This window comes from Ensifer sp. LC384 (assembly GCF_001695865.1).
Lineage (GTDB): Bacteria > Pseudomonadota > Alphaproteobacteria > Rhizobiales > Rhizobiaceae > Ensifer.
In genome coordinates this window covers 114,836-138,091 of sequence record NZ_MBST01000007.1, presented here as the reverse complement: position 1 = coordinate 138,091, position 23,256 = coordinate 114,836, and the positions used below count along the sequence as shown (strand labels likewise).

At 62.5% G+C, this 23,256-nt stretch carries 24 protein-coding genes; 7 read left to right on the top strand and 17 right to left on the bottom strand.

The window, feature by feature from the left end; all coding sequences use genetic code 11:
- Positions 1-99: 99 nt before the first annotated feature.
- The 9 genes from BC363_RS08850 to BC363_RS08810 all read right to left on the bottom strand — a co-directional run bounded on the left by BC363_RS08850 (position 100) and on the right by BC363_RS08810 (position 9,066).
- Positions 100-1,659: a Do family serine endopeptidase gene (locus BC363_RS08850; protein ID WP_065782170.1), complete on the bottom strand. Its 1,560-nt coding sequence runs from the start codon at positions 1,657-1,659 to the stop codon at positions 100-102.
- Between the two features lie 321 nt (positions 1,660-1,980).
- Positions 1,981-2,436 carry a cytochrome c-type biogenesis protein gene (locus BC363_RS08845; RefSeq protein WP_065782173.1) on the bottom strand — a complete coding sequence of 152 codons (456 nt, stop codon included), beginning with the start codon at positions 2,434-2,436 and terminating at the stop codon, positions 1,981-1,983.
- Entirely contained in the window at positions 2,433-4,421 is a 1,989-nt protein-coding gene (locus tag BC363_RS08840) for a heme lyase CcmF/NrfE family subunit (RefSeq protein ID WP_065782175.1), read from the bottom strand. The genes BC363_RS08845 and BC363_RS08840 overlap by 4 nt, the downstream gene beginning before the upstream one ends.
- Entirely contained in the window at positions 4,418-4,870 is a 453-nt protein-coding gene (gene ccmE / locus BC363_RS08835) for a cytochrome c maturation protein CcmE (protein WP_065782179.1), read from the bottom strand. Before ccmE ends, BC363_RS08840 begins: the two co-directional genes overlap by 4 nt.
- Positions 4,867-6,015: a c-type cytochrome biogenesis protein CcmI gene (gene ccmI, locus BC363_RS08830; RefSeq protein WP_065782181.1), complete on the bottom strand. Its 1,149-nt coding sequence runs from the start codon at positions 6,013-6,015 to the stop codon at positions 4,867-4,869. The genes ccmE and ccmI overlap by 4 nt, the downstream gene beginning before the upstream one ends.
- Positions 6,016-6,106: 91 nt before the next feature.
- The gene (locus BC363_RS08825; protein ID WP_065782409.1) at positions 6,107-6,550 is read right to left on the bottom strand and encodes a hypothetical protein; all 444 of its coding nucleotides are present in this window, start codon (positions 6,548-6,550) and stop codon (positions 6,107-6,109) included.
- A 172-nt stretch (positions 6,551-6,722) separates the two neighbouring features.
- Positions 6,723-8,108: a HAMP domain-containing sensor histidine kinase gene (locus tag BC363_RS08820; RefSeq protein ID WP_065782182.1), complete on the bottom strand. Its 1,386-nt coding sequence runs from the start codon at positions 8,106-8,108 to the stop codon at positions 6,723-6,725.
- Positions 8,098-8,769 carry a two-component system response regulator FeuP gene (gene feuP, locus BC363_RS08815; RefSeq protein ID WP_053246831.1) on the bottom strand — a complete coding sequence of 224 codons (672 nt, stop codon included), beginning with the start codon at positions 8,767-8,769 and terminating at the stop codon, positions 8,098-8,100. Before feuP ends, BC363_RS08820 begins: the two co-directional genes overlap by 11 nt.
- A 42-nt stretch (positions 8,770-8,811) precedes the next feature.
- Positions 8,812-9,066: a hypothetical protein gene (locus BC363_RS08810; protein ID WP_065782184.1), complete on the bottom strand. Its 255-nt coding sequence runs from the start codon at positions 9,064-9,066 to the stop codon at positions 8,812-8,814.
- 939 nt (positions 9,067-10,005) lie between these two features.
- Between BC363_RS08810 and BC363_RS35365 the strand changes: the two genes are divergently transcribed.
- Complete coding sequence (locus BC363_RS35365; RefSeq protein WP_167590826.1) at positions 10,006-10,146, top strand: hypothetical protein; 141 nt, start codon at positions 10,006-10,008, stop codon at positions 10,144-10,146.
- 331 nt (positions 10,147-10,477) lie between these two features.
- A complete protein-coding gene (locus BC363_RS08800; protein ID WP_065782187.1) occupies positions 10,478-10,813 on the top strand; it encodes an MmcQ/YjbR family DNA-binding protein in 336 nt (111 codons plus the stop codon).
- Between the two features lie 63 nt (positions 10,814-10,876).
- Here BC363_RS08800 and BC363_RS08795 read toward each other — a convergent pair whose 3' ends face one another.
- Both BC363_RS08795 and BC363_RS08790 read right to left on the bottom strand, forming a co-directional pair.
- Positions 10,877-11,386 (bottom strand): GNAT family N-acetyltransferase, encoded by a 510-nt coding sequence (locus tag BC363_RS08795; RefSeq protein ID WP_083223444.1) that lies wholly within the window; start codon positions 11,384-11,386, stop codon positions 10,877-10,879.
- Positions 11,387-11,493: 107 nt separating this feature from the next.
- Positions 11,494-11,961, bottom strand: coding sequence for a YcgN family cysteine cluster protein (locus BC363_RS08790; RefSeq protein ID WP_065782411.1), 468 nt, complete (start codon positions 11,959-11,961; stop codon positions 11,494-11,496).
- A gap of 265 nt (positions 11,962-12,226) precedes the next feature.
- Here BC363_RS08790 and BC363_RS08785 point away from each other — a divergent pair, with 265 nt between their 5' ends.
- The 3 genes from BC363_RS08785 (at position 12,227) to BC363_RS08775 (ending at position 15,707) form a co-directional block, all read left to right on the top strand.
- On the top strand, positions 12,227-14,431 hold the full coding sequence (locus BC363_RS08785; RefSeq protein ID WP_083223445.1) for a transglycosylase domain-containing protein: 2,205 nt from the start codon (positions 12,227-12,229) through the stop codon (positions 14,429-14,431).
- Between the two features lie 150 nt (positions 14,432-14,581).
- Positions 14,582-15,169 (top strand): DUF1214 domain-containing protein, encoded by a 588-nt coding sequence (locus BC363_RS08780; RefSeq protein WP_065782195.1) that lies wholly within the window; start codon positions 14,582-14,584, stop codon positions 15,167-15,169.
- Positions 15,162-15,707, top strand: coding sequence for a DUF1254 domain-containing protein (locus tag BC363_RS08775; RefSeq protein WP_065782197.1), 546 nt, complete (start codon positions 15,162-15,164; stop codon positions 15,705-15,707). Before BC363_RS08780 ends, BC363_RS08775 begins: the two co-directional genes overlap by 8 nt.
- 162 nt (positions 15,708-15,869) lie before the next feature.
- Here the strand turns inward: BC363_RS08775 and BC363_RS35360 are convergent, their stop codons facing one another.
- The 3 genes from BC363_RS35360 to BC363_RS08760 form a co-directional block, all read right to left on the bottom strand.
- Complete coding sequence (locus BC363_RS35360) at positions 15,870-16,043, bottom strand: hypothetical protein (RefSeq protein ID WP_164474925.1); 174 nt, start codon at positions 16,041-16,043, stop codon at positions 15,870-15,872.
- Positions 16,044-16,356: 313 nt separating this feature from the next.
- Positions 16,357-16,641, bottom strand: a complete 285-nt coding sequence (locus BC363_RS08765) for a hypothetical protein (RefSeq protein WP_065782199.1) — start codon at positions 16,639-16,641, stop codon at positions 16,357-16,359.
- A gap of 157 nt (positions 16,642-16,798) precedes the next feature.
- Positions 16,799-17,485, bottom strand: a complete 687-nt coding sequence (locus BC363_RS08760) for an SH3 domain-containing protein (protein WP_083222522.1) — start codon at positions 17,483-17,485, stop codon at positions 16,799-16,801.
- Between the two features lie 293 nt (positions 17,486-17,778).
- On the opposite strand from BC363_RS08760, the gene BC363_RS08755 reads away from it, so the two are divergent.
- Positions 17,779-18,858, top strand: a complete 1,080-nt coding sequence (locus BC363_RS08755; RefSeq protein ID WP_065782413.1) for a DUF2336 domain-containing protein — start codon at positions 17,779-17,781, stop codon at positions 18,856-18,858.
- Positions 18,859-19,016: 158 nt separating this feature from the next.
- Here BC363_RS08755 and BC363_RS08750 read toward each other — a convergent pair whose 3' ends face one another.
- The 3 genes from BC363_RS08750 to BC363_RS08740 all read right to left on the bottom strand — a co-directional run bounded on the left by BC363_RS08750 (position 19,017) and on the right by BC363_RS08740 (position 22,124).
- On the bottom strand, positions 19,017-19,376 hold the full coding sequence (locus BC363_RS08750) for a DUF1491 family protein (protein WP_065782200.1): 360 nt from the start codon (positions 19,374-19,376) through the stop codon (positions 19,017-19,019).
- A 239-nt stretch (positions 19,377-19,615) separates the two neighbouring features.
- On the bottom strand, positions 19,616-20,581 hold the full coding sequence (locus BC363_RS08745; protein ID WP_065782201.1) for a peptidoglycan-binding domain-containing protein: 966 nt from the start codon (positions 20,579-20,581) through the stop codon (positions 19,616-19,618).
- On the bottom strand, positions 20,553-22,124 hold the full coding sequence (locus BC363_RS08740) for a HAMP domain-containing sensor histidine kinase (RefSeq protein ID WP_065782202.1): 1,572 nt from the start codon (positions 22,122-22,124) through the stop codon (positions 20,553-20,555). Before BC363_RS08740 ends, BC363_RS08745 begins: the two co-directional genes overlap by 29 nt.
- A 636-nt stretch (positions 22,125-22,760) precedes the next feature.
- Here BC363_RS08740 and BC363_RS08735 point away from each other — a divergent pair.
- Entirely contained in the window at positions 22,761-23,216 is a 456-nt protein-coding gene (locus BC363_RS08735) for a DUF5330 domain-containing protein (RefSeq protein ID WP_065782203.1), read from the top strand.
- Positions 23,217-23,256 lie beyond the last annotated feature (40 nt).

The following is a 23,256-nucleotide window of genomic DNA, read 5'->3' as shown; positions in this document are numbered from 1 at the left end:
TCTCCGGCAACCGGCATGGCGATCATTTCGCCCCAAACGGTGAGCGCCGCGAAATCGCTCAGATGTCGCGGCGCCCTGGTCATTCATTCGCTGCCGCGATCAGCCCTGATCGATGGGAAGCGCCACGAAACGGCTGCCGTTCTCGGCTTCGATCTGGAAGAGTGCCTTGCTGCGGCCGTCCTTCTTGGCAAGGTTGATCACCTTGAGGATATCGTCCGCCGACTTCACTTCCTGATTGTTGACGGAAACGATCTTCTCGCCTTGCTTCAGGCCACGATCGCTGGCATCCGAATCTTCGTCAACCGAGGCAATCGTCACGCCCTTGCCGTCGTCGGAAGGCACGACCGTCATGCCGAGGTCGGCCAAGGCCTGCTCGCTCGACGGCTGGGTCTCCTCGGACTGAGTGCCCTGATCCTTGGCCGCTTCCTTGTCCTCCTTCGGCAGCGTGCCGATCTCAAGCTTGACGCTCTCGGACTTGCCATTGCGCCACAGCGTGACATCGACCGTGGTGCCCGGGCGCATGCCTGCGACCCTGCGGGCGAGATCACGCGGATCCTTGATCGTGTCGCCGTTGAGTGCGGTGACGACGTCGCCCTTCTTGATGCCGGCCTTTTCGCCCGGCGAACCGGCCTGAGGCTCGACGACGAGCGCGCCGCTTGCCTCGGAGAGACCGAGCGATTCGGCGATATCCTTGCTCACCGGCTGGATCTGAACGCCGAGCCAGCCGCGCGATACCGAGCCATCCTTGATGAGGTCGGCAACGACGTCCCTGGCGACGGATGCCGGAATGGCGAAGGCGATGCCGACATTGCCGCCCGACGGCGAGAAGATCGCGGTGTTGATGCCGACCACTTCGCCCGAGAGGTTGAAGGTCGGGCCGCCGGAGTTGCCGCGGTTCACGGCTGCGTCGACCTGCAGATAATCGTCATAGGGGCCGGAGCCGATGTCGCGGCCACGGGCCGAGATGATGCCGGAGGTCACGGTGCCGCCGAGACCGAACGGGTTGCCGACGGCAACGACCCAGTCGCCGACGCGCACCTTGTTGTCGTCAGCCCAGCTGACATAGGTGAACTTGCGCTTGTCATCGACCTTGAGCACGGCGAGGTCGGTGCGGCTGTCCTTGCCGATCAGCTTGGCGTCAAGCTCGGTGCCATCGTTGAGGATCACCGTAAACGCCGAACCGTCGGAAACGACGTGGTTGTTGGTGACGAGGTAGCCGTCTTCGGAGATGAAGAAGCCGGAGCCTTGCGAAGTTGGGCGCAGGCGGCCTTCGCCGTGCGGGCCGCGACGGCCGGGGCCGCGTTCGGCGCGATCATCGCCGCGCGGGCCGCCGAATTCCTTGAAGAAGCGCTTCAGCGGGTGATCGTCGGGGAGCTCATCCAGACCGCGACCGCCAAAATCGAAGGTGAAGTCGCTGCCCTCGTCGGAAACGGGGTTGGCGCGCGACTGGACGCGGACGGAGACGACGGCCGGGGAAACGGCGTCGACGACATCGGCAAAGCTCGGCACCGAGGGCGCATCGACCTTGACGGCTTCGGCGAAGGATTGGGTGACCGTTGCCGGCAGACCGGAGGTCAGCATGACGGCCGCAAGACCCGCAACCGTCGAGGTCTTCAGGACAGTCTTGAGGGAGGGACGCAGGAATTTGGTCGTAAACATCCGTTTTGCCTTTTCTCTTCCTTGAAGCCGCTGGCAAGCAGCTTCGACATCGTGGTTTCGAGCACCGCCGCGGGGGTGGCGATCTCGCTATTGGCTGACTGGAGGAACAGCCGATGACGAAAGGTGTAACGGATGGGACCTTACTGAGTTCTGTCCGGAAGATGAATTTTTGGTAATGTTGGCGAAGGTTGCCGGAAACGACGCGTTGCGCCTACAGCGCCCTGCGTCTTTTCAGACGCATAAAGGTCGCTGTAGCACTTTGAATTGCTGCATGTTTTTTTCCTTGAATCGGCTAGGATTTAAGGAAACATGCAGTAGATTCTAGGGCTGAAGCAGCTTCTTCAGCTTTTCCTTCTCGTCGTCGGAAAGCGGCGTGCCGCGCGCTTGTCGACCGCGTCTGAGTGCCGCCACCAGCAGGGTCACGGCGCCGATGAGCAGAAGCAGGACCGGCATGCCCCAGAGGATCATGGTCTTGGTTTCGAACCGCGGCTTCAGCAGCACGAACTCGCCGTAGCGGGAGACAACATAGTCGATCACCGCTTCGTCGCTGTCTCCATTTGCCAACCGTTCGCGCACCATAGCCCTGAGATCCTTGGCAAGCTCGGCGTTGGAATCGTCGATCGACTGGTTCTGGCAGACCATGCAGCGCAGCTCGGCCGAGATCGCCCGCGCCCGCGCTTCAAGTGCGGGGTCGGGCAAGACCTCATCCGGATTGACCGCGAAGCTCGGGCCGAGCGACGCCAGAAACAGAAAAAAGGCAAGCAGAAAACGGTTCATTCGGCCGCCCCCACCGCGATCGTCTTCGGCCGCTTGGCGCGCGACGGCGCGCCGACGCGCAGGCGACGATCGCTGAGCGAAACGAAACCGCCCGCCATCATGAACAGCGTTCCGCCCCAGATGCACAGGATCATCGGTTTCCACCAGATGCGCACGACGATGCCACCCTCGCTGATCTGGTCACCAAGAGAGACATAGAGCTGGCTCAGGCCGAACGTCCGGATGCCGGCTTCCGTCGTCGGCATGCGCCGCGCTTGATAGAGCCGCTTGGACGACCAGATGTCGGTAACGACGACACCACCGCTCATGATCGTGAAGTGCCCGGATTCCTCGGAATAGTTCGGACCGCTGCCATTGCGCATGCCGTCGAAGCGCAGGGTGTACCCCCCGGCGTCCACCGTCATGCCCGGCTTCATCTCGACGACTGTCTCGGTCTCGAAAGCGGTGACCGCAACGATGCCGATCAGCGTGATGCCAAGACCGATATGCGCAAGGGCAGTGCCGAACGCCGAGCGCGGCAGGCCGGAGAACCGCCTCCACGCGACGTTGCCCGCAACCTTGCCGAGCCCCGACCGCAGGGCCAGATCCGTCAGCGAGCCGCCGATCAGATAGACGCCCAACGCAATGCCGAACAAAGCGAGCATGGGCCCGCCGTTCATCGCGTAATAATAGATGCAGCCGACGACGAGACCGACGGCAACCGCCGCAAACAGCCGCTGGGCGACACCGATGAGATCGCCGCGCTTCCACGCAAGCAGCGGACCGAACGGTACCGCGAACAGAAGCGGCAGCATCAACAGCCCGAAGGTCATGTTGAAGAAGGGCGGCCCGACCGAAATCTTGTCGCCGGTCAGCGCTTCGAGCACCAGCGGATAGAGCGTGCCCGTCAGCACGGTTGCGGTCGCCGTCGTCAGGATGAGGTTGTTGAAGACGAGAGCGCCTTCCCTCGAAATCGGCGCGAAGATGCCGCCGGCCTTTAGCCGCGACGCGCGGAAGGCAAACAGCGAAAAGGCGCCGCCGATGAAGAAGACCAGGATGGCAAGGATGAAGATGCCGCGGGTCGGGTCGGTGGCGAAGGCGTGAACCGAGGTCAGCACGCCGGAGCGGACGAGGAAGGTGCCGAGCAGCGACAGCGAAAAGGTCATGATCGCGAGCAGCACGGTCCAGATCTTCAGCGCCTCGCGCTTCTCCATCACCAGGGCGGAGTGCAGCAGCGCAGTGCCGGCAAGCCAAGGCATGAAGGAGGCATTTTCGACCGGATCCCAGAACCACCAGCCACCCCAGCCAAGCTCGTAGTAGGCCCAGTAGGAGCCCATGGAAATGCCGGCGGTGAGGAATGTCCAGGCGGCAAGGGTCCAGGGGCGCACCCAGCGCGCCCAGGCCGCGTCAATGCGACCTTCTATCAGGGCAGCGATGGCGAAGGAGAAGCACACGGAAAAGCCGACATAGCCCAGATAAAGCAAGGGCGGATGGATGGCGAGACCGACGTCCTGCAGGATCGGGTTCAAGTCTTTGCCCTCGCCCGGCGCCGGGATCAGGCGGGCGAAAGGGTTGGAGGTCAGGAGGATGAACAGCGTGAACGCGAACGCAATCCAGGCCTGGACGGCGAGCACGTTCGCCTTCAGCGTTTCCGGCAGATTGCGGCCGAAGGTGGCGACCAGCGCCGAAAAGAACACCAGGATCAAGAGCCAGAGCAGCATCGATCCTTCATGGTTCCCCCAGACGCCGGAGATCTTGTAGATCAGCGGCTTCAGCGAATGCGAATTTTCCCAGACGTTGCGCACCGAGAAATCGGACGTCACATAAGCGAAGGTCAGCACCGCGAAGGCGAAGGCAACGAGCAGGAAACAGGCAACCGCCGCGCTGGAGGCGAGTTCCATCAGGGCGCGATCGTTGCGCCTGGCGCCGAGGATCGGCAAGGCGGCCTGCACGAAGGCAGTCGCCAGCGCCAGAACCAGCGCATAATGTCCAAGTTCGATGATCATCGAACGGTTTCCTTCCCGCTGAGTTCGACACCCTGCGCCTTCAAGCGGTCGGCGACATCCTTGGGCATATAGGTCTCATCATGCTTGGCAAGAACGGAATCCGCAACGAAGACGGAGCTGCCGGCAACGAAAGTGCCCTCGGTGACAACGCCCTGCCCCTCGCGGAACAGGTCCGGCAGGATGCCGGTATAGGTCACGGGCACCTGGCCCAGCGTATCGGTGACGGTGAAGGTCACCGTCTTGCCGTCGCCGCGCTTGACCGAGCCGGCCTCGACCAGGCCGCCAAGACGGATGCGCGTTCCCGGCGGCACGTCGGCCTTGGCGAGGTCGCTCGGCACGTAGAAATAGGCGATCGCCTGGCTGAAGGCGAACATCACCAGGAGAACGGCAAGCGTCAGAAAGCCGACGCCCCCGCCGATGATCGCCAGTCGCTTCTGTTTGCGCGTCATTGCGTCTCTCCGTCGGTCTCAATCCCGAGTTCACGGGCGAGCGCAAGCAGCTGTTTTCCCTGTTCACCGTCCGCCGGGAAGGTTTTCTGACTTTCCTTTAGGGCGGCGGCCGCCTGATCTCTTTGATCAAGCACAACATGCGAACGGATCAACCGCGCCCAGCCTTCGGCATTGGCAGGATCTTCCTTGAGACGGCTCGCCAGGCTTTCGACCATGCCGCGGATCATCTCCTGGCGGTCGCCGGCGCTCATGTCCTGCGCCGCGGCGATATCGTCCGCGCTCGGATTTCCCGGTGCAGCACCCGCAGCATTTCCGGCAGCGCCACCCGAGAGCTCGGCCACATGCTGTTTGACCAGCGGCACCCACGGCGCATCCGCCGGGGAACCGGCGATGAGCCGGTTGAAGGCTGCCAGCGCCTCGTCCTTCTTGCCTTCCTGCTTCAGGCCGAGGGCAAGATAGAATTCGGAACGCGGATCGTTCGGGTCGATGGCGAGGGATCGGCGCAGCGCCGACTGCGCCTCGGTGGTCACCAGTCCGCCCGACAGCGTAATCAGCGCTTCGGCATAGCCACCCAGCCGTGCCGGCGTCGGGCCCAGCAGGCGCACAGCATTGTCATAGGCGGCGACCGCTTCTTCGACGCGACCATTGCGCATGTAGATCGGCGCCAGCACCTCCCAGCCGGCACCATCGTTGGGGTTCTGCGCCAGGTGGTTTTCGGCCCGCGCAATCAGAATGTTGATATCGGCGCCGGGATCGGCAAGGCGTGCCGCCAGCGGCTGCGCCGGAACACCCGGGCTGCCTGTGAACAGGTAAAGACAGAGCCCGATGGCGGGAAGACAGAGCAGCACGAAGGCCTGCGCCAGGATGTTGAAGCCGCGGCGCGTCGTTGCGACCGGTTCCGCGGTACGATCGATCTCGCCGGCCGCAAGCAATCGGCGGGCGACCTCGGCGCGGGCGAGCTCGGCATCGTCGCCGCTGATCAGACCGCTCTCCTGATCGCGCGTCAGCTCGTCGAGCTGGTCGCGATAGACTTCGATATCATGGCTATGGGGAGACGATGCGGGCGCTGCCGCCCGCAACAGCGGGAGGATGAGCACGGCGGCTACAGCCGCCGTCAGGGTCGCGACGAGGATCCAGAACAACATGGATGCTCAATACTATGGCACCCATGCCATTCCAACTCGAAAACCTGCAATGACAGAGATTTGAGGCGTTTCGCCGCAACCGGAAATCCGGTCAGCTCAGCGGTGTCCAGCTACCGTCGGAATTCCGGCAGGCAGCACCGCGCGCCGTGGTCGGCTGTCCCTTGACGGTCACGGTGTGGCTGTACTGGCGGCAGTTCTGCGAACCGACCTGATAGGGTGCGGCGGCGACGACCGAACCGGTGACGCTGCGCCCCTGCCAGTTGACCGGCTGACCGCCCGGAGCGGCCTCCAGCGCACGGTACTCGGCCTCGAGCGCACGCTGGCGGTCCGACGTTCCGATATCGAGATTGCTGAGCCGACCGATAACACCACCCTGAAGCGCCGCGATGTAAGTCGTCGAAGACACGCCGCGGGTCGCGGTTGCGCCCAGCCCCGCCGCCGCGGTCTGCCCGCCCGAGGTGGTGCTGCAGCCGGCAAGAGCCACCGCCGACGCGATCACCGCGATCCTGCCGCTGACGACAATCGTTCGTGTCATTTCTGCCTGGTTCCTCATGATCCGCGACATGTACTCTCTACTGCGGGGCTCCGACTGCGCCGACTGGCCGGGCCGAGCGGAGACTTCCCTTTGATTTTCTTTTGGCATTCCCTGTTGACAGAGGCAACCGGAAGGGCCGTCGGCGCGATACTTTCGCGCGCCACTGTGACACCTAAACCGCAGCCGGCAGCACGAGCTCGGCGCGCAGTCCGCCCTCATCGCGGCGCGACAGCGTCAGAGTGCCCTGATATTCCCGTACTATTTCACTGACGATCGAAAGACCGAGGCCCGTTCCCGGCTTGCTCTCATCCAATCGCTTGCCGCGCTTCATCGCCAGCGCGATCTGATCGGGGTCGAGGCCCGCTCCGTCATCGTCCACGTCGAGCACGATCCATTGCCGCCCGGTTTCCTTGGCATGCTCTTCGTTCGTGGCCGGACGAACATTCAGCCAGACCTCGCCCTTGGCATGGCGGGCAGCGTTTTCGAGCAGGTTGCCGACGGTTTCCTCGACATCCTGCAGTTCCATCGCAAGCACCAGACCCGGCGGGTTGATCGACAGATGAACCTCTTTTTCCGGATTGAGCTTTCGCATCACGCGCACCAGCCGCTCCAGCGCCGGCTGCGCTTCCGTGCGGGCGAGAACGGACTCGCGTTGAGCAGCGATCCGCGCGCGGCTGAGATAAGATTGGACCTGCATCTGCATCGCATCCACCTGGGTTCTTACGAGTTCGCCATGTGACGCCTCAAGCACGCGGGCCTCGTTGAGGAGGACCGCGATCGGCGTTTTCAACGAGTGTGCGAGATTGCCGACCTGCATGCGGGCGCGCTCGACGATGCGGCGGTTGCTGTCGATCAGCGCATTCACTTCGTTTGCCAGCGGCTGGATCTCGCGTGGAAAGGCACCGTCGAGCCTTTCGCTTTCGCCGGCCCGGATCTTCTCCAGCGAGCGGCGAACCTGATCGAGGGGCCTCAGGCCGAAGAGAATGGTCAGAGCGTTCATGCCGAGCCCGCCGAGGCCGAAGATGGAAAGCGCGATCGTCAGATTGCGGGTGAAACGGTTGACGTCCGCCTCCAGCACGTCACGATTGCCGGCAACGCGGAAACGCGCGGTGTGGCCCTGAATATCGAGAACGACTTCGGTCTCGGCCACTTCGACCTCGTTCCCGAAGGGGTCCTTGGTGGTGTAGAAGCGGACATAGCCGGTATCGAAGGGCACTTCGTCAACGCTCGCGATCGGCAGCTTCGCGTTGCCGAGCGAGGTCGAGATCAGTGGCGGCGTGTCAAACTCGCCGATCGGATCGACGATCCAGTACCAGCCGGTCTGCGGCTGGGAAAAGCGCAGGTCGCCGAGCTGGGGACTGCCGGCCAGCACCGTCTTCTCATTGACCGAAATCGAATTGACGACGTTGAAAAGCTGGGCGCGCAGGAGGTCCTTGAAGCCACGCTCCGAGCCCTGCCGATAGAGAGCCGAAATGACCACCCCGATCACCACCAGGGCGACGACGGCCCAGATGGTCGAAACCGCCAATACCCGGGCCGTGAGAGATCTAATTGCCATTGCCGGGTGCTTGCATGCGGTATCCCAGGCCCCGCACCGTCTCGATCAGGTCGTTGCCGATCTTCTTGCGCAGCCGACCGACGAAGACTTCGATCGTGTTGGAATCGCGATCGAAGTCCTGGTCGTACATATGCTCGACCAGTTCCGTCCGGGACACGACCTGGCCCATGTGGTGCATGAGGTAGGAGAGCAGGCGGAACTCGTGTGACGTCAGCTTCAGCGCCGTCCCGTCGACGGTTGCCTTCGATCCCTTGGTGTCGAGCCGCACCGGGCCGCAGACGATTTCCGAGCTTGCATGGCCCGCCGCCCGGCGGATCAGCGCGCGGATGCGGGCAAGCACTTCCTCGACGTGGAACGGCTTGGCGACATAATCGTCGGCGCCGGCATCGATGCCGGCCACCTTGTCGCTCCAGCGATCGCGCGCCGTCAGGATCAGGACCGGCATGGTCTTGCCACCGCCGCGCCACTTTTCCAGAACGGTGATGCCGTCCATCTCGGGCAGGCCGATGTCGAGGATCACCGCGTCATAGGGCTCGGCGTCGCCGAGATAGTGCCCCTCTTCGCCGTCATAGGCCTGATCGACGACGTAGCCAGCCTCCTTCAGCACTTCGGCGAGCTGCCGGTTCAGGTTGACGTCGTCCTCGACTATCAGAATGCGCATTCGTAACCACTTCCCCTCTTTCGCAGCGTCTTCACGAGCGAATTACATCGGCACCCTTACGGTCACCTTCTTCGGTCGCCCGCCGTTGCCCGGCACGAGCACCGTGATCACGCACTGGCCATCGGAGGTCGGTTGTGCCGACAGCAGTTCGCCGCCGGTTTCCGAAACGACTTGCTGGGCAGCGGCGCTGCAATCGCCGGCCACACGGACGACAGGGTCCGACGGTACGCTGATCTCAGGCGGAGCAAATCCCGCAAGGCCTGCGGCAAGCGCGGCTATGATCACTGGTGAAGACATGAACGCACTTTCAACTTGGGAAGCATCATGGAAAAAGCAATAACCGATAGAGGCTGAATGGCAAATGAATGTCGGCCGCCCAGCCCTGCGAACAGCAATCAGTGAAGGCGCACATTCACTGTGACCCGACCGCAGATTGCAACGATTCCCTCGACGGCGAAACCCAACAGCAGAAAACCATCTCCCGGCAAGCGCCCGTGCTGAGCGCTGAACCGCGGCAAGCGGAAGCAACGCACATCAAGAAAGCGCGCCGATGTTAGCGGCTATCCATGTCGGTTGTTTTGTTGGTTGTTTTCAACGTCGATCACCAAAAGGCAATCGACCTGGGCTGCGTTGCTTTCGCACGAGCAGCCATTTGTTAAGCCCTTTTTGCTATCGTCCGGTAATCGGTCGAGGCCCCGATTGGCGCAGGCTCCGTCGGCCGTCTTGCGGCAGGACTTGAAGTGGGCTCGAATATCCGAGTCCCTTGAATCCCTTGGCCGCACATCTTCCAAAGTTGAGTCCGGATCTTGCGGGGTTGAGTGAGCACGCTCGGACGAAGAGTCCGATCCGCCATCTAACCACCTGCATTGTTTGGTGCTGCCGCGACCGCTCCAGGAATTCCGGCCGCTTCGAGGGGCCACCTTTGTCTCATCTGACATCCTTACCGCGATCATCGGAACGCCACGCCCGAGAGAACTTGCTCCCTTGCCGGCAGCAATAACGGTCACTCGCCAGCGCCGCTTGGCCAAAAGAGCGCTTTCCCGACTCACATGGCGTCGAAATTAGCCCGCGGCTCGAAGCCGCTCGAATGCAGCTGTGGATCACCTGAAAATTAATCGATTTAAATATTTTTCAATCGTTTAGATGATTTAAGTCACTGATTTACAAAGCGTTTACGATGTGAAATTGTCCGCCCATCAACTTGTCAGAAATTTGCAACAGGCCCGGGAGGATCGGATGCAGACGCTCGTAAACAACCAGCCAGCATCTCAGCAGTCCAAGGTACCGCAGTCGCTGCTGGACCGTTTCGAAAGCGAATGGCGCGAAATGCGCACTGCCAGTCAGACGACGCCGAAGCCCGTTCAGCCGGCCGAATAGGCCCGCGCTGGCGATAAGCGTAAGCTCGTCGAAAATACTATGCCGATCGACCTTGAAGCCGCCCGCGGTCAATGCCGCGAGCGGCTTTCGTTTGTCTCCGCCCCGTGAAGCGCAGCCAGCCCTTACTTTCCGAGGGGCGTTCTCTTTCTCAGTGTGTCATCCGGCCGCATACTGCTGGCGGGCGAGACATTGCCTTCGCTAGCGCCCTCAGTGATTAGAAAGTCGCCGATTTTATCGTCGGGACGCCGTGTCGAACCGGCCTCTTCGGCGCAGCCGTGTGGCGAATTCCTGCCTTTTGGCCAATCGGAGAAACCGTGCTACTCTTTTTTCCATGCTATCCGACGAGATTGAAAAACTGGCGCTGAGCCTGCCGGGAACGGAAGAAAATGCCCATTTCGGCACGCGGGATTTCCGCGTGGGCAAGCGTATCTTCATGTCCCTGCCCGAGGCAGGACGGGCGGTCTTCAAGTTCACGCCGGACCAGCAGCGCATGTTGCTCGAGATGGAGCCGGGCGTCTGCGCCGCGGTGCCCGGCGGTTGGGGCGACAAGGGCTGGACCTCGCTCTATTTTGTCGAAGCCGACGAAGATCTCATCCGCCAATCGATGGAAACAGCCTGGCGCAACGTCGCCCCGAAGAGCCTGGTGAAGAAGAACGGCCATCACTGACGCGACCTGCGTCGCCGTTTCGAGGGCCGACTGCAGGTTACCTTCTGCCCGCAGGCAATCGTCTCAGAGAATATAGTCGAAAAGCGTGACGGGCTTGTCGTGGTATTCCGTCTGCGCGAAGGGCCGCATTCCGAGCTTCTCGACGATCCGGATCGACGCCAAATTGGCCGGGCTGACGATAGCGGTCACGCGGCGTCCGGCGCGATGTTCCCGCGCCCAGCCGAATGCCGCTTGCGCCGCCTCGCTGGCATAGCCGCGTCCCTGCACCTCGGGCGCGATCGTCCAGCCGGTTTCCATCGTCCCGGTCAAGGCAGGAGAAATCTCGCGGCGCAGTTCCTGGAAGCCGACCTGCCCGACGAAACGCCCGGAGCTTCTCTCTTCGATCACGAAATAGCCGAAACCGAAGAACTGCCAGCCGCCCTCCTGGCGCAAGAACCGCGTCCACATCTGCTCGCCGGAGAAGGGAGCCGGTGCGATATGACGCAGGATGTCGGGATCGGACCACATCTGCTGATAGGGTTCAAAATCCTCAAGCAGCGGTCTGCGGAGAATGAGGCGGTCGGTGCTGATCATCGGAATGCCTGAGAATGTGGAATACCGCCGATCTCTAGCCGCTCTCCGCGACGCCTGCAATGGCGCCGCCTTGCGAAACCGATTCCGCCAGAACGGCTAGCTGCCTGTTAACGTACGCTTTTCTCGCCAACTTCCAGCGGCCAGGTCACGAGGTAATCCTCGTAGTCCTCGATATCGATGCCGTCTTCCGCAACGGTCCGGCCGCGCACGGAAATGCCGGCGGCGTGCACCGTCTCGGAATCGCCCGACAGCAGCGGATGCCACCAATAAAGGTCTCGGCCTTCCGCCACCAGCCGGTAGCCGCAGGTCGGCGGCAGCCAGGTAATCTCACGCACCGCATCCGGGGTCAGCTGAATGCAATCCGGCACCGTTGCCTGGCGGTTCGGATAGTCCTTGCACCGACAGCTCTCGCCGTCGAGCAGCGTGCAGCGGATCGAGGTCCAGGCGATCTCTGCCGTCTCCCAATCCTCAAGCTTGTTGAGGCAACAGAGCCCGCAGCCGTCGCAGAGGCTTTCCCACTCCGCATCGTTCATGTCGTCAAGGCTCTTCGCCTTCCAGAAAGGCATTTCGCCCATCGCCATCACACTTTCGTCAAATCGGTCGCGCTACTGCGCCGCACGTCTTAACAGACGTGCAAGGGTCGCAGTAGCGATTTGAGTTCCTGCATGTTTCGTCCTTTGATCGTCGCCGATCAAAGGAAACGCGCAGGAGAGAAATTTCGCAGAAAATTGCCGGTTTTTTAAGGCCACCGGCGCGATATGCAAGTAGAGTGAAATTTGGCGCCATGCAAATATCGCGCGGCGCCGGCATGATGCCAAAAGCCTTCAGGACGCTGAGACCGTGCGGGAACCGAGGAAAGACGATAACCGGCCGAAGAAACGGCACATCTTTCTGAGAATCGATTCCTGGATCGATTCGACGGTCTGGAATGCCGGGTTCAAACTCTCGCAATGGTGGGAAGACACCACGATTTTCTTCCGCCGTTTCCGCGTCACCGGCTGGAAGAAGGCGGTCTTCGAGGTGCTCGGCGAGGGCATGACCTGGGGTACGGCCGGCGCGGTGCTGATGCTGGCTCTCGCTCTTCCGGCCTTCGAGGAAACCAAGGGCAACTGGCGGGCGCAGAGCGATTTCGCCGTCACCTTCCTTGACCGCTACGGCAATGAAATCGGCCATCGCGGCATCATCCACGAAGATTCCGTGCCGATCGACGAGTTGCCGGATCATCTGATCAAGGCCGTGCTTGCGACGGAAGACCGGCGCTTCTTCGACCATTACGGCATCGATTTTCTCGGGCTTGCCCGCGCGATGACCGAGAACGCGCGCGCCGGCGGCGTCGTCCAGGGTGGCTCGACGCTGACGCAGCAGCTCGCCAAGAACCTGTTCCTGTCGAACGAGCGCACCATCGAGCGCAAGATCAAGGAAGCTTTTCTGGCCGTCTGGCTCGAATCCAACCTGTCGAAGAAAGAGATCCTGCGGCTCTACCTCGACCGCGCCTATATGGGCGGCGGCACGTTTGGCGCAGCGGCCGCCGCACAGTTCTATTTCGGCAAGGCGATCACCGACGTCAACCTGGCGGAATCCGCCATGCTCGCCGGCCTCTTCAAGGCGCCGGCGCGCTACGCCCCGCACGTCAACCTGCCGGCCGCCCGCGGCCGCGCCAACGAGGTGCTGACGAACCTGGTCCAGGGCGGGCTGATGACCGAAGGACAGGTGATCGCCGCGCGTCTCAACCCGGCGACGGTCATCGATCGCGCCCAGGTGAAGGCCCCCGACTTCTTCCTCGACTGGGCCTTCGACGAAGTGCAGCGCATCGCCCGACCGTTTGCCCAGCATTCGCTGATCGTGCGCACCACCATCGACATGGGGCTGCAGAACGCGGCCGAAGATTCGGTCGAGTCCAGCCTTCGGCAATATGGCGAGAGCTTCCATGTGAAGCAGGGCGCACTGGTCATGGTCGAAAACGGCGGCCCCGTCAGAGCGATGGTCGGTGGTCGCGACTATGGCGAGAGCCAGTTCAACCGCGCCACGCGGGCGCTGCGCCAGCCGGGGTCCTCCTTCAAGGTCTACACCTATGCGGCGGCCATGGAAAAAGGCATGACGCCGGAGACCGTCGTCGTCGATGCGCCGATCACCTGGCGTGGCTGGTCGCCGCAGAATTATGGCCGCAGCTACGCCGGCCGCATCACCATCCTGACGGCGATCGCCAAATCGATCAACACGATCCCTGTGCGTCTCGCCAAGGACAAGCTCGGCACGGAACTGATCGCGCAGACCGCCAAGAACATGGGCATCGAGACGCCGCTGCGCACCGACAAGACGATGCCGCTCGGCACCTCCGAGGTGACCGTGCTCGACCAGGCAACGGCCTATGCGGTTTTCCCGGCCGGCGGCGTACAATCGCGCCGGCACGGCATCAGCCAGATCCTGAATTACGACGGCGACATCCTCTACGACTTTTCCCGCGATGAACCTCCGGCCAAGCGCATCCTTTCCGAGCAGGCCAACGCATCGATGAACTCGATGCTGACACAGATCCCCGTGATCGGCACCGCACGCAAGGCTGCACTCGACCACGGCATCGTCACCGGCGGCAAGACCGGCACCACCCAGGCCTATCGCGATGCCTGGTTCGTCGGCTTTACCGGCGACTACACGACGGCCGTCTGGTTCGGAAACGACGACTATACCTCGACCGACAATATGACCGGCGGTTCGCTGCCGGCAATGACCTTCAAGCGGCTGATGGATTATGCCGAACAGGGGATCGAGCACCGCCAGATTCCGGGGATAACCAACCCCGTGCCTGCCCCGAGCAAGCAGCCGCAGGTCGCCAATGCCAAGCCGGATGAAAATGCCCTGCCTCCATTGGTGCGGCCACGGTCGCTATCGGCAGACGTCACACGGCTCCTGCGTTCGGTGGGCGAAACTTTCGAACAGGCACCCGCTTTGAAGGCGCCGGACAAGAATGGCGGCAAAGTCGCCGTTCTCGGCGCTGCCGACGCCGGCTCCTCCCAACAGGTTCTCCCGAATGCCGCCAGAAATTGAACAGGCTCGAAACCGCGAATTGAAGGACCGGATCGATGCCGGCCGCGGGGCCAGCGCAATGATCGCCGTTGCGTCGCGCGCCCGTTTGGGCGAGACATGGGCTGCGCTGCGCCCTGCGCCGGTGCTTAACCGTATTCGATAGAGCCGCCCTTGTTCCGAATTCCCCTCCTCGTCGCCCTTACCCTTGCCATTGCCTTCGGCGGCGGCATCGCGTCGGCCGTCTGGGCGCTGAAGGCGACCGTCGGTTTCGGCTCGATCTCGATCGGCCCGTGGGTCGCTTTCCCCGAAGCGCAGACCGAGAATGCCGACCCCTATGCCAAGGCGCACCGCGCCCGCGCCGGCGAACTGCTCTACGGCGGCGCTGAAGGGCTGACGTTTACCGCGCAGACCGACGACAAGGGCGAAAAACTCTCCGCCGCTTGCTCCTACGATGTCTCCGGCCTCACACCGCAGGCTCGGTTCTGGACGCTTTACGCCGCAAACGCCGACGGCCTGCCGTTACGGCCCGGCTCGGACCTGCCCTCGGCGATCAACTCGTGGACAGTGCTGCGCGCCGAAGACAGTTCCTTCACCATCCATGCCTCGCCGATCGCCAAGCCGGACAACTGGCTTGCGTTGCGACACTCCGGGACGTTCCGGCTCGTGCTGACGCTGCTCGATACACCGACGGCAGGCTCCTCCGGCCTCATCGATCTCGCCATGCCGAAGGTGGTCAAGACGGGATGCGGCGATGCGTAGTGTTCTTTTCGCTTCCATCCTCGGCCTGGTGGGCGCGGCGATGCTGCATATCATCATCGTTCTGGTGCTGCCGCAGTTTACCGGTCGCGACGCCTATACGCGCGTGCTCGGCCTTCTCGAGATGGACAGCTTCTTCTCTTTGACGAGCACCCCGGGGCCGACAGGGCTCAGCAATGACGATCCTTATCTGCGCACCGCTGTCTGCAGCTTTTCGATTGCAGACGGTCCGGCGCGTTTCCTCGCCAGAGGTGCCGTGCCTTTCTGGTCGCTTGCCGTTTTCGACAGCGCATCGAATGAAGTCTTCAGCATGAACGACCATACGGCCGTCAACGGCGGGCTGGACCTCGTGGTTGCGACGCCGATCCAGCTGGTGGAGCTGCGCAAGACGCCGCCGGAAGCTCTGGCACAATCGATCATGGTGGAGATGAAGGAAGAGGATGGCTATGCGGTGCTGCGCGCCATGGCGCCGCTTGACAGCTTCGAGGATCAGGTCCGGAATTTCCTGGCGGAATCAAGCTGCGAGCCGTTCCGTCGCTAGTCACAAGGCCCTTGGCGCAGGATACCCACCCTTCAGCCTTGCCGTTCCTATCTAGATAGTGTGGAGAAGATAAACGCGACCGCACAGACGGAGCGTTGTTGGCACGAGCAAAGCCGTGCTCAAGCGGGCACACGCGGCCGGCACATGGCGGTGCCTACGGGTCTACTGCTTCTTGATCCGACGTCCGTCGGGCGCGGTTGGCTGCGGATCGCGGCCATCAAGACGCTCGTAGCGGATTCCGGTAAACAGAAGCACTTTAGCTCCGCCCGATATGGCCGGAGGCCTGCGTGGTGGCATTTGGACCTTGTGGTCCTGCATTCTGATCACGTCTGCCATGCTCGTCTCCATATCGGCTTGAGACGGATGAACTACCGTACAGATTTCACCCTGCCCGTTCGGGGCCAGCGCATTTTTCCAGGCAATGCCCGGACAGGCGCGCTTTTCTCATCTTCTCCTTCTTCCGGTCGCCCGGACGTTGCTGCTTGCTCAAGTGGTGCAGACCAATCATAGACGGTCCGCCTCGATTGAGCCATAGGCTGGTTAACAGATGGTTAACGCTGCATCTGCACCCTAACCTGTAGGCAGTATGTCCCCCGGAATTGCAAAACACTGTACCCGGGGTAACAGCTTCGGGCGGAACGGGGAAAGGCTAGCGCCTGGACAACAGGCCGAAGAGGAAGGAAACGCCGGCAACCGTCAAAAGCGTCGAAATCGGCTCTTCACGGACACGCTCTCGCACACGCTCCGTCATCAACTCCGCTTCGCTGTGAACAACCGCTTTGGCACCGGTCCCGATCGCCGCCACGCTGTCGGTCAGCCGGGCAATCTCGGCGCGCAACTCAGCAATCTGTGCTTCCAGCTCGACGCGAGCAGCCGATGCTTCCACTTCATTCCCTCCCGCATCACGCACCGCCTGCAGTTTCTTTTCTACCATTGCAACGCTCCTTCTCTTGCCCGGTTTCAACGCACCGCGACGGCAATGGTTCCGAACCTGGGCCGCGAAAATCCGAACGAAAACGAAAACGGGCGACCCAAGGGCCGCCCGTCCGAAAGCTGGGGCGAATTGCTCGCCGCTCTTTATCTCACGCGCATTACTCTACGCAGGATGGATCCATCGCCTGGCATCGAATGAATGGGGCCGGGCGAACGCCGCCGCCGTAACCATCTTCGAAATCCTCGCGCACCCGTACGCCGTCTCGATCCCGGCGACGTTCCCAGTCGCGGCGGTCGTCGCCGCCTGCCTGATCGTCCCAGCGCTCGCCGTATCTCCGATCGCGCTCCCAATTCTGGCGATCGCGGTCCCGTTCCCAGTCCCGGCGATCGCGGTCGCGCTGGCGTTCCCAATCCCGGGGCCGGCGATTATCGTCGGCCCAATCCGGTCCACGGCGCCAGCGGTCGCGATCGCGATAGAAGTCTCGGCCACGATAGTTGCGATCCCAATAACGATCGAACTGGAAGACGACCGTCGGGATGCCCAGCGGACGATAATACTGCGGTTCGACAAAGACCCTGTTGCGGCGATAGTCCGCCTGCACATAGCGCCCCGCGACCCAGCCGCGGCCGCCATAGAAGGAAACGTCGCACCAGGGCAGATCGGCAAGGCAGCCGTGGATTTCAACGGATTCGCCGACCGGGATCATCGAGACTGCCGGATAGCGTGTGCTTGGACCGGACCGCATATTGACATTGGCGGTGGCAAATCCCTCTGCAGCCTCGGCAATTGCCGGTGCCAGGAAAAGCGCGCATATGGCCGCCGCGCGCAACACCATTTTCTTCACAGTAAGCATTCTCCCATCGGAAGGCCCCTCTTCACCAGGCCTTCTTACATCGGCGGGCGTCCGGAACCCTTCACCGTCACCGCGATCACTTAAAGCCGCTTGTGGATTTTTTAAGGCTGGATCGGCAGAGCGCACAGCAAGCCGGGCTTTGCGGCCGAAAGCGCACAAAATTATCGGCCGCTTGCGCGCCGCAAGCCTGAATAAAGCCCCAACGTCCATAGTTAACAGTACGCTAACGCTTTTCTTTTATTTTTAGTGACGTGTGCCGTTCCGGATCGCCGGCAATGGCGATCATGTTTTGCGTGCAAGGATTTATCGTGACGGATCGCTTTCGTGAGTTGGAAAGGCCTCAGACGGGCCGCTTGAAGGACGTCGTCCTGATGGCAACCGTCAGCGGTTTCGAAAGCCTGCGGATCCCTCGCAAATCCGACATGAAGCAATTCGCCGAATTGTTCGAGCCATTGTTCCTCGGCTCCAGCAGCGAAGCGCGCCGTCAGGCCGCCGCCGCCCTGTCGCAGTGCCCGCATGTTCCAGAGCCGGTCGCAGCCTTGATCGGCAGCATGCCGATCTCGATCGCCGCCATTTTCCTGACCCGCTCGCAAGCCCTGTCGGACCGGACGCTTATCGGCATCATTCGCCAGCAGACCGCGGCTCATGCCAGTGCAATCGCCCGCCGTGCGGCCCTGTCGCCGTCCGTGATCGATGCCCTGGTCGAACACCACAACCCCGCCGGCCTTTCCGCCCGACCGGACGTGCGGCAACGACCGGTCACGGAACCTCCAGCTCCGGCCAAGCCGGATGCTGACGCCGAGGCAGCTCGAAACGCGCGCGAAGAAACCTTGCGTGCCGAGATCAAGGCACTTGCCCGCGCCGGCGCGCACGAGGCAGCTGCGGCTGCATCCACCATCATACCGATCACCGCCACGCTGAGCGCCCTCCTGGTGCGCTTTGCCCGGAGCGGCGAGATCATCCTGTTCTCGCGTGCACTGGCGACCGCACTCGATGCCGGCGGGCCCCTGGTCGAGCGCATCCTCCTCGACGTCTCCGGTCAGCAGCTGGCAACGAGCCTGATCGCCCTGTCGATGCCGACCGACGATCTCATCTTCGTGCTGCAATCGCTTTATCCGCATCTCGCGGAATGCATCGGCGGAGCCAGCCGCGCAAAAGCCTTGACCGGCACCATGGACCCGACGTCGAGCCGCGAACGGCTCGACGCATGGCTGCAATCGGAGGCGCGGGACGGCGCGCCCGCCGCGCGGCACCAGACCTATCTTGCGGACGACCATGCCAATGATGCGCGGCAACCGGCCATCCGCAAGGTCGCCAAGACTGCCGGCGGTGCCAAGTCGCAGCGCGTCTTCGGTCGCGGATAGGTCCCGGCAACGACTGAGCCTTGACCGAATAGAAGCGAAGACGTCTGACGGCGATGCCGGAGAGTCTGGAAGGTTCGCCGATTGAGTAGATCTGATCGTCCACGCGAGCGTCCAACGGCCTCCACCAGGTGGAGAGTCAAGCAGCTCTCACACATGGTTCAAGAGAGGTTTGCACCATCTTCCGCTACGACGTCGAACAGGTCGGAGTGATCATCCAACTCGATCTCGACGATCCAGCAATCCGGATCGAAACGGATCTCACTGGCGAGTGCGCCATCCACCTCGTCGCCATCGCGATCCTTCAGGCGGATCTCGAATTTGCGACCGGTGTCGGCGCCGTCATCGAAGAAGTTCTGCGGTGCCGGCGCAAAAAGCGTCTCGGTACCCATTCGCGTGCGGTGGCGGATGAAGATCGCGCCGGCGTCCTCCGCTCCCTTGCGCAAGACAGCTGCGTAACCGCCGAGCGCGAAGGCCCGGCGCAACAATGCGGAAACGAAGATGTGAGACTTGAGGCGCATGGAGAGCCTGTATACGGGCAGAGCCGGGCTTGCAAATCTGCTGCCGTGGTAAAGAACACGTTCTGGTTTTCGCGGTGGTCGCTGCCGGCATTGCGCAGCCGCGGGTCAACATGGCGTGTCAGCGATGCTGCAATGCCTTGACCTGGCTGGACGGCTGCTTAAGTCGATGCGGCCTTGAGGAGTTATCCGGCAGGCAAATCGCCTTTACGACATCGGAGACGAAACCGTGAGAACGTGCCTCAAAGGGCGCCGATCTCCTTGAGTTTTTTCAACACTTTCGCATTGGGCTCGCCGGTCTGCGGCAGGCGATAGTGCTTCTCGAAATGGCGGATGGCCGCGCGCGTCTGGTCTCCCGCGACGCCGTCGACCACGATGTCGGCATAGGCGAGATTGCTCAAGCCCTTCTGGATGTTCAAAACCAGCTCACTCGATACCGGGATTTCCGCACGCGGAATGAACATCTTGTCGGTCTCGGCCGAGCGGATAGCGGCGGCAACCGGATCGGCATCGGCAACGGCCCGTTTCGGGTCGGTGTAGGGTCGGCTTGCCGGCATTGCCGCGGCCATCTTCTGGCCGGACGTAGCCCGCAGCGTGCGCAGCAACTCGGCGCTCGCGGTCCCCGTCTCAGTGCGCCCGGCCTGCTTCTCAAACCGCAGGATCGCGGCTGATGTGCGTGGGCCCGAGCGCCCATCCGGCACGCCATCGTAAAGGCCGATGCGGTTTAGTTCCTTCTGGATGTCGGCGACCAACGCTAGAGTGGACGTGTCCGGCACCGAGGCGACACGTTCGGGTGACGGTTTTTCGGCAGGAGCATCAGACGAAGCCGCTGCAATCACGTCCTCGACGCGTTCCGTCTCTTTGTCGTCCTCGCGCTCGATGACGAAGGTGGTGACGTTGCGCGGTTCGATCTCGGCGCCCTTGGCGGCGGCAATGCGCTCGGCCGTCTCCGGGCTGACAAGCGGCACGCGGGTGCGGAGCAGAGGTGATGGATGCGCGCCGTGCTGATACCACATGGCGTTGGCGGCGACGAACGAGAAGACCACGGCAAAGGCAGCCGAACCGCCGGCGCTCAAGGGATGGCGGGCCACCAGCCGGCCAGCAAGCGCAACACCGCGGCCGGCGAGAGCCAACCCACGCATGGCAAGGCCTGGCGCGGAACGCGCCGCCTTCTTGCGTTCAGGCTGTTTTCGCTTGCGCGGCGCCATATCCCCGTTCCTCGTTCAAACCCGTCCTTTCGAATCGGTCACCATCGGCAACCGCCTGCGTGTCGTTATCTCTCAGCCGCGGCGGAAATTCGACGGTGACGGCCGAGCGTGGCTCCTCACGATTGGCCTCGACGATGCCAGACCCGTCGGCAGGCAGCGTAACGGTGATCACCGTGCCCTCGCGCTCGCGGCTGCGGATCGCGATCTCGCCGCCGTGAAGTGCCACAAGGCCCTTGACCAGCGAGAGACCCAGACCGGTGCCCTCGTAGCGGCGGGTATAATCGTTCTGGATCTGGACGAAGGGTTGCCCCAGCATCTGCAATTTGTCGGCGGCGATGCCGATGCCGGTGTCGCTGACGGTGAGCTTCAAGGACGGGCCGTCGAGTTCGGCGTCGATCGTGACCATGCCGCCTTGGTCGGTGAACTTGATGGCGTTTCCGACAAGGTTGATCAGAACCTGCTGGAAGGCACGCTGGTCGGCATTGATTTCGCCGACACTGCGGGTCACGCGGCTGGCAAGCTTGACGCCCTTCTCCTGCGCCTGATGCGACAGCATCGCTTCGCAGGCGGCGACGGCTTCCGCCACCCGGAAGGGTTCGGGAACCAGTTCGTAGCGGCCCGCTTCGATCTTGCTCATGTCGAGCATCGTGTTGACGACGGACAGCAGGTGCTCGCCCGACTTGTGGATCAGGCTGACATATTCGCGCTGGCGGTCGTTTTCGAGCCGGCCGAAATACTCGCCGGACAAGACGTCGGAGAAGCCGAGGATCGCGTTGAGCGGCGTGCGCAGTTCATGGCTGACGGCCGCAAGGAAACGGGTCTTGGCATCGTTGGCCGATTCCGCCTCCGCCGTTCTCGCCGCAGCTTCGGCGCGCAGCCGTGCCTCCCGCGAGACATCGCGCGACTGCGCCAGGATCGCCGTCAGACGGCCGTTGCGGTCGAGAAGCGGCGCCAGTTCGCAGCACATATGGACGAACTGTTCGCCTTCCGCCGGCAGCGACTGGCGTTCGATGCGAATATCGACGGTTGCCCGCTCACCGCCCTGGCGCAGCACATCGATCGCGCTCAGGAACGTGATGCGGTCGGAGACGTGGATCTGCTCGATGAAGCCGCGGCCACCCGGGTCGCGCATCAGGGTCAGGTGCTCCGCCGCGTCGCGGCCGTGAATGGAGAGAACATTGCCGCGCAGATCGTGCACGGTCACGAGACCGGCGAAAAGGTCGTAGGCGGCCGAAAGATCCGGAAGGTCAGGTGCTGCCGGTTCAGGCGTTTCTGCAACCTGGTTGCCGCGTCCGCGAGCAATGGCAGCAGCAGCGGCCAGCAGCGAGGCGGACGCCCACAGAGCGGTGCCGAGCGGCAATGCGGAGGAAACGGGCATGGCGAGCGCGAGTGCCAGCGGTACTGCCGGAAGCGCGGTCAAGGAGACTGCTGCAACGGTACGCAGACGCTTGAGGTCGCGACGGCCGATGGCGGAGCCGGCCTCGCGGCGAGGCAACCACAGGGCAGCGGCCTCGTCCACGCGGGACGTCCATCTGCCAGCCATGTCACGCAATACGCTCACGCCTTACCCTGCCACATTTGTTGTTCTTGCGAGGCTGTGAGTGACCGGTTTCCGCTTCATGCGGACCGCCATTCGAACTGCCTCGTGACATGTCGGAATCTCGCATCCCCGGCTTAATGAAAGAATAAACGGGAGTGTCCCGGAATGGCGCTAAACGCCTGAAAAATCCCGTTTTGAGGCAATTCGGACGACCTTCATTTCTTGTGGTTAACGGGGCGTAAGCAACGGATTTCCGTGCATTTTCCGCCTCTCGTTAAGGATTTGGGCAAGGCGCCCCGGTGCCGTTGCCCACGCTTTCGGGCTTTGCCGGCGGCCCGCCGCCACGAACCTTAACGGCAAAAGCTAAAATGCGACACAAATGCCCGGCAATTCCTGAAAATCGGGAATTTCATTAAAATTCGAAACAAATGCTGCGGGTTTTTGAAAAGCCGTCTTGTGATTCCCCGCCTAATGTCGGTCTCAACAAAGGGCCGGGCGACGAAAGACGGCGGTCCTCATGGAAACGACGGTGGGCGTGAACGGGTATCAGGGGATACTGCGGCGCTCCAGGATGCCGAAAGCGGAAAAACCGGCTAGAAGACCGGCGGGCGCGGCAGCCGAATACAGGATGGGCAGAACATGTGGTTTCTCATCAAGGCGACATTCTGGTTTTCGATGGTGCTGGTGCTGCTGCCGTTCCTCGATCCATCGAGCGCAGAGAAGCTGGAGCACGGACCGAAGGTCGAGCTCGGCGATACCTTCTCGGCCGCCAATGAGGCTTTCCAGTATATCAGCGCGATCTGCATCCAGAAGCCCGAGGTCTGCGAAAAGGGTGCTGAAACCTTCGTCGCTCTCGGCCACCGGGCCCGTGAAGGCGCTCGCATCGCCTATGAATTCCTTGACACCCAGTTTGCCGAAACCGATGCGATCAAGCCCGACGCCAAGGTGACGACCGGCACTGTCGGCCAGGCGGCCGATGCCGCCACCCAGCTGGTCGCGCCGATCGAACAGACCGCTGCAGAGACCGCGCCGGTGTTCAAGCGCACCCCGGTTCCGGAAAAGCGCCTCGACCCCAAGGCATCTCTCACCCAGTAAACATTTTCTTGCCGTTGCAACACGTCCGCTGCCATCGACG